The sequence below is a fragment of the Sphingobium sp. FG11 genome, assembly GCF_057809915.1.
In genome coordinates this window covers 116,653-126,267 of record NZ_JBMDKW010000009.1, presented here as the reverse complement: position 1 = coordinate 126,267, position 9,615 = coordinate 116,653, and the positions used below count along the sequence as shown (strand labels likewise).

Genomic DNA, 9,615 nt, shown 5'->3' with positions numbered 1-9,615 from the left:
CGGCGCGACGAGCAGACGATGGCGTGACCGCCGTCGGGGAGGGTGACATGCTCGCAGGTCACGGCCCCACCTCCCGCTCTTCGGGCGCGTTGATCGTCATCGTGAAGCCGCAGCATTTCGGCCAGCCGTGGCGCAATGCGCCGGCGGGATCGACGCGGGTCGATCGACCGCAGGTCCTGCACCACACCCGGCCGCGCCGCAGCCGGTCATGACTTTGCGCGAGACGATCGTGCAGGCCCTGGCACATCAGGCGTCCGCCCGATCGAACAGGATCGCGCGGACCTGATCCTTGGTCACGGCGCGGTCGATGCGCCATGCCTTCATGTAGATCTGCGCCACCGTGTCGCCGGTGGCGAACAGTGCGCGCATTTCGGCGGGCGTGTAGGGCGCGGTGCGGGGCGGCGCGCGCATCAGCTGACGCTAAGGCGGGTGACGTGAATCAGCTTACCAAACGGGCCGATCCTCCCGTAGGCAACCTCGTCGTCGATCGGCGTTCTGCTGCTCAACGCATACTCGAGACATGCCGGATTGCAATCGCAATCCATCCAGCTTTTACCTGCTACGCGATCCCACCAGTCTTCAATGGTGATCTGTTCACCAGCATGGATCCCACCAACGATCGCGATGCTTTGGCCAGCAAAAGGGTGTGGCTCGCCATGCATCATTGGTCACCCCACTGCCAGTCGATCGACTGCAGGCCGGCGATCAGGGCGCGCAGGTCGGCGCGGCTGAGTTCGGCCGTCACGACTTCGCGTGTCGGCGCGGCCGGACTGCCGCCCTGGAAGACGAGGACCGCCTTTCCGACCTCGAACGCCGGTTGCCAGCCGAGCGCCACGCCTTCGCATACCGGCAGATTTTCATAGGCCCCGGCGATAAAAGCGCTGGGGACCCATGCGCTGCCGTCGTCGAGCAGGACGATCGGCGAGCGCATCGGCTCGATCGGCGCTGCATCGTTGATGGGCAAGGAGAGGATCTCGCCCATCATTCCATCCCCAGCGCGGCGAGATAGGTCTGGAGGATTGCCTCCATTTCCTGCCGGTCATGCTTGGGCATTTTGCGCAGGCGGATGATCTGGCGCATGATCTTGGGATCGTAACCAGTCGCCTTGCCCTCGAGATAGACATCCTTGATGTCGTCACCGATGCCCTTTTTCTCTTCCTCGAGCCGCTCGATGCGCTCGATCAGGAGGCGGAGCTGGTCCGCCGCGACATTGCCCTCGCTCATGCCTGCCACCACGCCATGATTGCCGGCGTCATCGCGCTGAGCAGGGCGATGAGCAGTCCGGCGCCCACACCGGCCAGAATGCAGCGATCGAATGCGCGCAGATCGTCCGCAATGTCGCTTTCGATCTCGTCTACAAAGGTGATGGATCGCTCGCGATCGGCCCAGCGGCGCAAATCGGGGTGCAGTTCTTCGAAATCATGCGGGCGGAAGGGCGCGTTCATCGGACAGGCTCCTTGACGGGCGCGCAGCTGGTGCAGCGGTCTTTGCTGGCCCAGGCGCAGGTTTCGCCGGTCCCCTGATCGAGGCAGGCGTCGAATTCGGAACAGGCGCAGGTCGCGCACAGGCGAGGCAGATCGACGGTGCGGGGACCGAAGCTGCGCAGGTCGATCAGCTGCTGGAGCAGGCCAAGCGATATCGGGAAGGCGTCGGCCAGCGCGGCGATGACGTCGGGGCTGAGCGCCGCCACGTCCGCCTCGACCCGGCCGATCCACGCGACCTTGTCGATCTCGCCCAGGCGCGGGCTGGTGCCGACCTTCATCGCGACGTCGATGATCGACAGGCCGGCGGCGACGCGGCGCTTTTGCAGATAGGTGCCGGGGCTCATCATCGACGCGACCTTTTCGGGCAGCAGAAAAGCCTCACCGAAAGCGCGTCATTCGCGCCGGGTGGGCCGGGGATTTCTTGATAGGTTTCTGACGATCGGGCCTCAGCGGGCGATCAGCCCTGCAATTCAGGGGCTTTCGCTATTTGACCGGCCTTTGATCGGTGCCTGCATTTGGGGCAGGCGTCCCCGCCGCGCGGGATCAGGGTGGCTTGCGGCCAAGGCCGAGCAGCAGCTCGTCCGCCTTGTTGCGGACGTCGAGCAGTTCCTTTGCGCGCGCGCCTCCTCGGCGCTGCCGGCGTCGGGCTGGGCGGCTTCGAGCAGGGCGATTTCCGCCTCGCTATTTTCGTGCATGAACTCGATCGTCTTGCGCGCCAGTTCCTGCTTGTCGCCAAACGCCGCCGCGTCGGCCGCGCCGACGAGGTCGCCATGGGCTTCCAGCAACGGATCGCCGACGCCGCCCGACTGGCGGAACAATATGCCAAGCGTGACGCAGGCGGGCAGCGGAGCCTTCTCGTCTCGATCGGGATCGCCCCAACCGCGCACGGTGCGCTCGTGATAGCCGGTCGCTGTCGCCATCGCGGCCCAGCCGCCCGGCACCGCGCCAGCGATGCGCGCGAGCGCGGTGTCGATCGAGAGGGGCGCACGCCGCTTAGTCATGCGGCACCTGTCGGAAAATCGCCGGCTTCCCCTATCGGTGCGACCCGAAGGCTGGGTTCCAGCCTCGCGCCCGGCCAGGCTGCGATAGCTGCGGCGCGGCCGGCGCGCCCGGAAGAAAAAGGAGCCGCCGCTGTCCATTGGGGGTGAATGACCGGACAACGGCGGCAGTTTGCCCGGCGGGGTACAATCGGGAGCCGGGTTTGCGGGCGCGGTGCAGGCCAAAGCCTGGCCGCGATTGGGGGAGACCGCTGCTCGCGCCAGCGATAGCGCCAGAGATCCATGCAGCGGACGATGGAGACTTGCGGCCTTTGGAGGCCGGGCTGGATGCCCGACCCCCGCCGGCTATCGTGTGAACAGCTAAACACACGAAGCTCGAATTGGGAAAGGAATGGCGCATTCCGGTCATGGCCGCACGCCTTCCAGACGCCCACCCGAGGGCGGGGTCGCCTTCAACCCCAACGCAACGGCGATCCGATGGGATTCGCCACGGCGGCAAGCGCGGCGACCGTTCAGCACTTCGTACACCAGCCGACGCGAATAGCCGCGCTCGTCCGCCCACTCCGCATAGGTTTTACCCTGTGCGATGAGGCGCGCTTTCGCCTGGGCGACATCCTGCGCGGAAAATCCGCGCAAGCCATCGCCGCGCGAAACGGACGCGGTTGGAGACTCGGCCATGATGTGCGATGCACCTACTCTGTGGAACTAAGGTGCTATTTTCTTTGAAAACGAAGAATGGTCAAGATGATTCTTCAAAAACGCAGCCGTATGCGTCGCGGCTGCGAGAGGAGCGCGTGCGCGTAGAGCCGCATCAGGGAAAATTTTGCGAGAAAATCGGTGTTTCACGACAACGGCAGAGCTTTTTGGAAAACGGCGACCGCGAGTTGCGCGCAGACTATTTGGACCTGATTTCGACTGCCGGGATCGACATTTCTTATGTCATCACCGGTCGCCGCAGTGGCGATCTGCTCAGTGAACGCGAATCGGCTCTGTTGGACGCTTTTGTCAAAATCGATGACGTGGCGAAGGACGCACTGCTCATCCTCATCCACCGCATGCGGACTTTCGAAGAAGCGCACGAAGCGCGCATGGCGGGAAAACATTCAGATCGAACGCTACATGAGAGCAGCACAGAATTTATGGGGGAGTAATCATGTCCGGGGGGACAATTCACTGCACTAAATGCGGCATGATCGCCGAATCCGAAGATTGTTTTTGCTCAAAATGCGGAAATCGACTGAAGGCCGAAGCATCTGCATCGCCCGAAATCGAAATCGGAGACTCGACAGCACTCGCTGGCAGCGACAAGAAGTTTTTGACGGGCATTGTGATCGGAACTTTGGCATTAGTCGCCATCATTATTATTCTGATTGCGTTGAACAGTCCAAAGATCGGATCGCAATCAAATCAACGATCTACGGATAGTGCTAACGCAGTCGAAAATGCATCACGTGCCGCCGATCAAGCCATGAATGAGGCGATGAATTTAGCTACCCACGCCGAACACCCCGGTGCGGGGTGGACCTATTCCACATTGAAGGACGAAATGACCGACGGCGAAGTCAAGGTTGCCCGGGCCACTAGCACGAACAGCATCAGTCAGAGTTTCCCTTACGAGGGCGCCACGACGCTGGATCTTATCATTCGCAAGCATCCGCGAATGGGTACTAACGTGTATTTCGTACTGAGCTCGGGCCAGCTTCTATGCAATAGTTACGACGGCTGTACGGGGACCGTTCGTTTTGATGGCGGTCCGGCGCGCACCATTGGCATGATGGGTGCGTCCGACAACTCAAGCGACACCGCCTTTGTAAACGGTGCATACGACTTCATTGAACGGGTACAGAATTCCAAACGGCTGGTTGTAGCGCTAGACATCTATCAGTCCGGCGCGCCCAACTTCACGTTTGATATTGGTGGGCTGAAATGGGGAAAGAAGGCGATAACACGCAATGCAGCAGCGGCTGACGGTGCATTGACGAGTACGGTGAAGCCTGACGATTTTGCGGATGGCACGGAACCTGCCGCTTCAGGTTCGACCGATGATTGACCGCCGCCGCCTTTTGCTCGGCCTTGCCACCCTCCTCGTCCTTGCGCAGCCAGCGGAAGCTCGGACGCAGAAAGCAAAGGTGGATGTCGACGGCACGTCATATCTCGTCGTGCTGAAAAGGGACGGTGCCTACGTCGCCAGCATGCGTTTCATCGGCGTGCCCAGTCCGGCCGATTTCGAAAGACGCCGCCGCGCCGTCACGATCGCCACCGGCTGCGAACTTGCGAACGGATTTGAGCTGGGCGGACGCCTTGCTGGTACACTCGTCTGCCCGCCCGGGGTGGATCCGACGATCAAATGAGCGAAGGCCAGTTGACCGAAGCAGAACGTTTCGACCTGCTCTACAGGGAGTGGGAGTATCGCCACCGGGTTTTCTGGCTGACTTTTCATATCTGGGGCGGACTGGTCGGGCTGACGATCCTGTCGCCGTTCCTGAAGCCCAAGATGCTGGACCTTGGCTGGCCGGCGCTGCTGGTGCCCCTGGCCGGCTTTTGCATCGCGCTGCTCGGCTGGGTGCACTTGGGCGGCGAAGCGAAGCGAATGGGGCTGGTCTTCGAGCAACTGACATATCGGAGGACCAGAGACTGGCCGCATCCCTGGGACGCGGCAATGACGCGCAAGCAGTCGCTTCAGTCACTGGGCGTCGGGAAACTGATGGCCAATGTGTTCGGATATGTCTTGGCGCCGGCCTGTATCTCTACGGCGTTGGTCATGGGCATCCTGATCCATGCGAAAATCGGCTTCCGAATCGCCTTCGAAGGCGCTGATTACGTCAGGCTGGGCTGCTTCGTACTTGCCGTAGCGTTGCCGGTAGGAGGGGCTTGGCTGAACATCCGACGGGCGCGGCGCGCGGCTATCCGAAAGGCGGATGCCAAGGCGAAGCTGGCAGCTGGCGCGGGATCGACCGGCGTTCAAGTGAGGCCGGTGGTCAAATGAGCGAAGGCCAGTGGACCGAGGCGGCATGTTTCGACCTGCTCTACAGGGAGAGCGAGTATTGGCACGACTGCAGCGATTATTTCAAGATGGAGGGCAAATGAACGATTCATCCGATGGGGCGAAGGTGCATGAGGCTACCGCGCCATTCGCGCTTAGCGAGGCTGAGGAAGAGATGGGCGTCGTCGACTTAAACTTCGACCAGCAAAAAGCTATCTTGGACCACATCAATAGCCTTGCGAGAGACCCTGAAGACCTATGCCCTGTGTGTGGCGGGGCACAGTCGCTATATCCATTTCTGACCGCTGTTGGAAAATGGGCAACGCCGTTAGGTTTCTACGGAAGTATGTGGGCGGCTGTAACGCGGTGCGAACAGTGCGGCTATCTTCGTCAGTTCGCAGCTGAAAAGCTGCCGGTCACCCTGTCCAATGGTTGATGGAGTCATCCACTTTCCGTCGGATCGCGCCCGTCGGCCCGATCGTGCGGACTTGCATTCCGATGACGGAGGGGACAAACCGGGAGGCATGGAGGACCGCATCGCCCGACTGGAAAAAAGCGTCGACAGACTGGACGACCGGGTGGCGACCGTGCGCGAAGATATCGCGACGATTAAAGAAAACATGCGTCATCTTCCCTCAAAGCCTTGGATGTTCACGACCTTGGGGGCGCTCGCATCGTTCCTGCTGCTTCTGTTTACGATCATTACCGGCCTTATCGTGCGCTACATGCCGCACGGATGATCTCCCCAATCGCTGCCGTTGCCGTTGCTCCGGACGTAGCCTTTATTTGCGACGGGCTGTTAGAAAGGGGAGGTGCTGGTGGCTGACGAAAGATCAGGCTCTGCGGTGCGGGAGCAGACGATCCAATGAGGAAGTCGGTCGGTCGATACGGCATGAAGAACCTGAAGACCCATGCCGCTTCGCCTATCCGGGCGATCAGCATAATCCTCGTTGGAAGTTTGACCCTGGTGGCTGCGGCGCCATCTAGTCCGCAATCTCCCAACCGTTCTGCAGATCGTGCTCGCGATGTTGGCGGAAAGTCTTCGGCAGTTGCAGCTACAGTCGCACCGGTGGACGAATCATTGAACGTCCTGAAGCGCACATGCCGCCCCCAAGCATATGACTCTAACTCCGAATTATGTGCTCAGTGGTATGCAGCACTGGCAGCGAGAGACGGTGCGCGCTGGTCGTTTCACGCGTTGTGGATAAGCGGGGTAGCGGCTCTTATCAGTATTGCTGGACTCGTTGGTTTACTGCGTTCGCTGAGCCAGACTGATCGCACGCTGAGGCTGGCGCACAAAGAAAGAGCTGCGGCGACGCGTAGGGCTTTAGCTTCGGATAAACACGGGAATGAAGCGCTAAAAATTGCGCACGATGCAAATCAACTGGCCGCACAGCACTCTCAAGATGCTAACCGCCCGTGGGTTTCGCTTCATGATCTACAGATAGGGAACGTGATCGATTTTGTTGGTGGCCGGGCGCATACGATACGTGAGGTCCGTATTAGCTTCACTTACAAAACGTTGGGCAATCTCCCGGCCACGCATTGCGTCATGACCGGGACTTGGTTGGCAGATAATGGTAGTGATGAGGAGGTTGCCGAAGTACTCGACCATAAACTTGCGGAACTTATGGCCGACTCGGACATCGAGAACAAGGGTAGAGTGATACTGTTCCCGGCGATGAGTGGAAATGGCTGTGTAAACGAATATATTCCTGGGCGAGCCTATCGAGACTGGGCCAATCGTAATTGTCGTATCATTATCCTTCTTTTCGCTCGGTATCGGTTCCCCGGGCTTGAGGCGGCGTTACCGGCTAAAGAGACATGCTTCGTCTATGAATTGATCCCGGAGGCGTCTCCGGCAGAACTTCTCAGTCACAGCGTCTGCGCTCCTGATGCCTTCAGTTGCCGACTGGTTGCAAACAAATGTTTCGCCACATGAATGCATGAGCTGCGATCCGGTGAAGGCTTGGTGCCCTTGACGCCACTTCTTTTTGTTCCCTAAGTGTTCTCATGGCTGATGACGCTCTTATGCAGGCATATGCCAGGAGGACTGACATCCGGTTCTGCTGGAAAACGTGGCGCGATGGCGCGCACTGGCATGCATCGATGCAGATGTGGAAAGACGGGAAGCCGGCAGGCGGTTACACGACGAGCCTGAAGGGTACGGAGCAGGAGGCGCTCGATCGCGTGATATCGCTGTGCATGGAGAATTCGTGTCCGCCGATCGACACTACCCCTGTCAAGCAATGGCGGCCCAATTCCGCTTCACGCTGGGAGCGTGAATAGCTGGTTAATAGTGGGTTTCCTTATATCTTTTAAACTGGATAATATTTACGTGCAAAACTACCGGTTCAATATAAGCTAGGTTTAAAGAACAGGTCGCATCAATATTTTCTTACGGAGATCAGGTCATGCGACTAACTAAACTGCTTTTCCCATTTCTTGCTCTTGCCGCTCCACCCGCATTTGCCGAGCCGGACCCTGGCAGCAATGCGATGCAGGCTGGAGCCATGCCGCCTCAGCTCACAGCGCGGCTCAACGCCGCGAGCGCGGTTCTGGCGTTTGCTCAGAGCGGCATGGCCAGCACTTCGAACACTATTCTACCAGGTTGTGTTGGCGACGGCATAATAGATGATACGGTTTGCGTTCAAGCAGCCATCACCGCGACGCAAAATGGCGTTCTTAACCTAGGCAATGGATTGTATCGAATTTCGGCACCGCTTGTCAGCGCTGGTCGAATCGCAATAGTCGGCAGCGGCGGAGGATTGGGTCAGAATACAGGGTCTTGTGCAAAAGGATTTAGAATAGACAAAGGAAACTTTGATTTGTTAACGTTGAACGGATCAGGGTCAAGAGTGGATAGTATCTGTGTTGACTCATTGTTTAGTACGACGACAACCAGTGGCTCAGCGATTAAAGTCGACGGTCCGATAGATGGTGTGATGATCACGAACAATCAGATCAATGGGACTTTCATCGGAATCTGGACAAGCGCTGCGAGCGGTATAGTCACCGGATCAAATACAATGATTTTAAATAATATCATCAAACCTGTGCCATTTTCTGGTGCGGCCGGCATCCTAGTGGGCGCAACATCGACGAACGGGCATACTGTCGACCCGATTATCTCAGGCAATGTCATCAATTGCGGTGCGAATGCGGATGGAATGGTGTTCAAGGATGCAGGAGGAGCGCTAGTTTCTGGCAATAGCATCTTCGGATGCGGCACTGGAACCAAGATTATCCCGGGTCAGGGACAGAGGTTCGATTTCGGCTACTTCACTGGTACACTCTTAGGCGATACCTCGCTGACAAATGACCTTCTCATTGACACGATGCACAGCAGCGCAGCCGTGTCAGGTACAAATTTTGTGAACAGTTGGGCGAGCAACTCAGTTAACGGTCCGAGTGTGGTCATCCGCAGCACACAGCCAGGCATCATTCGTGGCCTACATTTTGTGGGTCATAGAACATACATGAACACCAATCAGATAGGATTCGACGTCAGTGCGGGCGAAAAATTCACACTCGACTCCAGTACTGTTTGTAGCTTGGGAAACAACACGGCGACCGGGATACGTGTGCGGGGTACTGCGCAAAGTTCTGCCATTCGGAACAATTCGATAGGCGCTTGTGATCATTTGATTACAGGTACTCTAGCCAAAGGCGTCGAGATTACGCAAGCGAGCGGCGTCGTCGGCATGGTAACGGGCAATGATTTCAATGATACGAACACGAGCGTCACGTTTGCGCCAGGGGTAGGTGCCGCCGCCAGTACATTCATACTTGCTTCCAATATTGGTATCGATAACCTGAATGCTACCATAGCAACAGGGTCGTCTATTAGCCTGCCTCTCTTTCCTCGCATACTGCTCACAGGAACAACATCCATTCAGACAATGTCTGGAGGATGGGGTGCGCGCGAATTAACTCTCGTTCCTACGGGAGGGGCGGTGTCATTTGTCTCTGGGGGAAATATCTGCAATTTCCTAACCGCATCGTTAAATTCCGTTGTCATAGCATATTTTGATGCAGGCGCGGGCTGTTGGCGGTTAAAATAAGACTAATCCAAAGAATCGATAAGCTCGATTGGGGAAGGCGTTGATAAGCACCTAGCATTTCAGTACCTTCCCCTTATGTTCTCCAC

The 9,615-nt window shown here is 58.2% G+C and carries 17 protein-coding genes; 8 read left to right on the top strand and 9 right to left on the bottom strand.

Features of this window, described 5'->3' with window-relative positions:
• Window positions 1-58: 58 nt before the first annotated feature.
• From ACODSN_RS10105 to ACODSN_RS10065, 9 genes are all read right to left on the bottom strand, one after another.
• The gene (locus ACODSN_RS10105) at window positions 59-247 is read right to left on the bottom strand and encodes a hypothetical protein (protein WP_489055071.1); all 189 of its coding nucleotides are present in this window, start codon (window positions 245-247) and stop codon (window positions 59-61) included.
• Window positions 247-411, bottom strand: a complete 165-nt coding sequence (locus ACODSN_RS10100) for a hypothetical protein (RefSeq protein ID WP_489055069.1) — start codon at window positions 409-411, stop codon at window positions 247-249. The genes ACODSN_RS10105 and ACODSN_RS10100 overlap by 1 nt, the downstream gene beginning before the upstream one ends.
• Entirely contained in the window at window positions 411-665 is a 255-nt protein-coding gene (locus ACODSN_RS10095; RefSeq protein ID WP_489055067.1) for a hypothetical protein, read from the bottom strand. The genes ACODSN_RS10100 and ACODSN_RS10095 overlap by 1 nt, the downstream gene beginning before the upstream one ends.
• The gene (locus tag ACODSN_RS10090; RefSeq protein WP_489055065.1) at window positions 662-985 is read right to left on the bottom strand and encodes a hypothetical protein; all 324 of its coding nucleotides are present in this window, start codon (window positions 983-985) and stop codon (window positions 662-664) included. Before ACODSN_RS10090 ends, ACODSN_RS10095 begins: the two co-directional genes overlap by 4 nt.
• Window positions 982-1,224 carry a DUF2312 domain-containing protein gene (locus ACODSN_RS10085; protein ID WP_489055064.1) on the bottom strand — a complete coding sequence of 81 codons (243 nt, stop codon included), beginning with the start codon at window positions 1,222-1,224 and terminating at the stop codon, window positions 982-984. Before ACODSN_RS10085 ends, ACODSN_RS10090 begins: the two co-directional genes overlap by 4 nt.
• On the bottom strand, window positions 1,221-1,445 hold the full coding sequence (locus ACODSN_RS10080; RefSeq protein ID WP_489055063.1) for a hypothetical protein: 225 nt from the start codon (window positions 1,443-1,445) through the stop codon (window positions 1,221-1,223). The genes ACODSN_RS10085 and ACODSN_RS10080 overlap by 4 nt, the downstream gene beginning before the upstream one ends.
• Complete coding sequence (locus ACODSN_RS10075) at window positions 1,442-1,831, bottom strand: helix-turn-helix domain-containing protein (protein ID WP_489055062.1); 390 nt, start codon at window positions 1,829-1,831, stop codon at window positions 1,442-1,444. The genes ACODSN_RS10080 and ACODSN_RS10075 overlap by 4 nt, the downstream gene beginning before the upstream one ends.
• Window positions 1,832-1,954: 123 nt before the next feature.
• Window positions 1,955-2,485, bottom strand: coding sequence for a hypothetical protein (locus ACODSN_RS10070; protein ID WP_489055060.1), 531 nt, complete (start codon window positions 2,483-2,485; stop codon window positions 1,955-1,957).
• 402 nt (window positions 2,486-2,887) lie between these two features.
• Window positions 2,888-3,160, bottom strand: a complete 273-nt coding sequence (locus ACODSN_RS10065) for a DNA-binding protein (RefSeq protein ID WP_489055059.1) — start codon at window positions 3,158-3,160, stop codon at window positions 2,888-2,890.
• Between the two features lie 32 nt (window positions 3,161-3,192).
• On the opposite strand from ACODSN_RS10065, the gene ACODSN_RS10060 reads away from it, so the two are divergent.
• The 8 genes from ACODSN_RS10060 to ACODSN_RS10025 all read left to right on the top strand — a co-directional run bounded on the left by ACODSN_RS10060 (window position 3,193) and on the right by ACODSN_RS10025 (window position 9,529).
• A complete protein-coding gene (locus tag ACODSN_RS10060) occupies window positions 3,193-3,633 on the top strand; it encodes a helix-turn-helix domain-containing protein (protein ID WP_489055058.1) in 441 nt (146 codons plus the stop codon).
• Window positions 3,634-3,671: 38 nt separating this feature from the next.
• A complete protein-coding gene (locus ACODSN_RS10055; protein ID WP_489055057.1) occupies window positions 3,672-4,532 on the top strand; it encodes a hypothetical protein in 861 nt (286 codons plus the stop codon).
• Window positions 4,525-4,833, top strand: coding sequence for a hypothetical protein (locus ACODSN_RS10050; RefSeq protein WP_489055055.1), 309 nt, complete (start codon window positions 4,525-4,527; stop codon window positions 4,831-4,833). Before ACODSN_RS10055 ends, ACODSN_RS10050 begins: the two co-directional genes overlap by 8 nt.
• Window positions 4,830-5,468: a hypothetical protein gene (locus ACODSN_RS10045; RefSeq protein ID WP_489055054.1), complete on the top strand. Its 639-nt coding sequence runs from the start codon at window positions 4,830-4,832 to the stop codon at window positions 5,466-5,468. Before ACODSN_RS10050 ends, ACODSN_RS10045 begins: the two co-directional genes overlap by 4 nt.
• A 97-nt stretch (window positions 5,469-5,565) precedes the next feature.
• A complete protein-coding gene (locus tag ACODSN_RS10040) occupies window positions 5,566-5,901 on the top strand; it encodes a hypothetical protein (protein ID WP_489055052.1) in 336 nt (111 codons plus the stop codon).
• 88 nt (window positions 5,902-5,989) lie between these two features.
• Complete coding sequence (locus ACODSN_RS10035) at window positions 5,990-6,205, top strand: hypothetical protein (RefSeq protein WP_489055050.1); 216 nt, start codon at window positions 5,990-5,992, stop codon at window positions 6,203-6,205.
• A gap of 152 nt (window positions 6,206-6,357) precedes the next feature.
• Window positions 6,358-7,407, top strand: coding sequence for a hypothetical protein (locus tag ACODSN_RS10030; protein WP_489055049.1), 1,050 nt, complete (start codon window positions 6,358-6,360; stop codon window positions 7,405-7,407).
• A gap of 571 nt (window positions 7,408-7,978) precedes the next feature.
• Window positions 7,979-9,529 carry a hypothetical protein gene (locus ACODSN_RS10025; RefSeq protein ID WP_489055048.1) on the top strand — a complete coding sequence of 517 codons (1,551 nt, stop codon included), beginning with the start codon at window positions 7,979-7,981 and terminating at the stop codon, window positions 9,527-9,529.
• Window positions 9,530-9,615: the final 86 nt, after the last annotated feature.

What these genes read in the sequence shown, in the direction of transcription:
- ACODSN_RS10095 (WP_489055067.1), bottom strand. Translation starts at nt 665, where the DNA reads ATGATGCATGGCGAGCCACACCCTTTTGCTGGCCAAAGCATCGCGATC.
- ACODSN_RS10070 (WP_489055060.1), bottom strand. Translation starts at nt 2,485, where the DNA reads ATGACTAAGCGGCGTGCGCCCCTCTCGATCGACACCGCGCTCGCGCGC.
- ACODSN_RS10080 (WP_489055063.1), bottom strand. Translation starts at nt 1,445, where the DNA reads ATGAACGCGCCCTTCCGCCCGCATGATTTCGAAGAACTGCACCCCGAT.
- ACODSN_RS10100 (WP_489055069.1), bottom strand. Translation starts at nt 411, where the DNA reads ATGCGCGCGCCGCCCCGCACCGCGCCCTACACGCCCGCCGAAATGCGC.
- ACODSN_RS10105 (WP_489055071.1), bottom strand. Translation starts at nt 247, where the DNA reads ATGTGCCAGGGCCTGCACGATCGTCTCGCGCAAAGTCATGACCGGCTG.
- ACODSN_RS10030 (WP_489055049.1), top strand. Translation starts at nt 6,358, where the DNA reads ATGAAGAACCTGAAGACCCATGCCGCTTCGCCTATCCGGGCGATCAGC.
- ACODSN_RS10055 (WP_489055057.1), top strand. Translation starts at nt 3,672, where the DNA reads ATGATCGCCGAATCCGAAGATTGTTTTTGCTCAAAATGCGGAAATCGA.
- ACODSN_RS10075 (WP_489055062.1), bottom strand. Translation starts at nt 1,831, where the DNA reads ATGATGAGCCCCGGCACCTATCTGCAAAAGCGCCGCGTCGCCGCCGGC.
- ACODSN_RS10040 (WP_489055052.1), top strand. Translation starts at nt 5,566, where the DNA reads ATGAACGATTCATCCGATGGGGCGAAGGTGCATGAGGCTACCGCGCCA.
- ACODSN_RS10035 (WP_489055050.1), top strand. Translation starts at nt 5,990, where the DNA reads ATGGAGGACCGCATCGCCCGACTGGAAAAAAGCGTCGACAGACTGGAC.
- ACODSN_RS10085 (WP_489055064.1), bottom strand. Translation starts at nt 1,224, where the DNA reads ATGAGCGAGGGCAATGTCGCGGCGGACCAGCTCCGCCTCCTGATCGAG.
- ACODSN_RS10045 (WP_489055054.1), top strand. Translation starts at nt 4,830, where the DNA reads ATGAGCGAAGGCCAGTTGACCGAAGCAGAACGTTTCGACCTGCTCTAC.
- ACODSN_RS10090 (WP_489055065.1), bottom strand. Translation starts at nt 985, where the DNA reads ATGATGGGCGAGATCCTCTCCTTGCCCATCAACGATGCAGCGCCGATC.
- ACODSN_RS10065 (WP_489055059.1), bottom strand. Translation starts at nt 3,160, where the DNA reads ATGGCCGAGTCTCCAACCGCGTCCGTTTCGCGCGGCGATGGCTTGCGC.
- ACODSN_RS10025 (WP_489055048.1), top strand. Translation starts at nt 7,979, where the DNA reads ATGCCGCCTCAGCTCACAGCGCGGCTCAACGCCGCGAGCGCGGTTCTG.
- ACODSN_RS10050 (WP_489055055.1), top strand. Translation starts at nt 4,525, where the DNA reads ATGATTGACCGCCGCCGCCTTTTGCTCGGCCTTGCCACCCTCCTCGTC.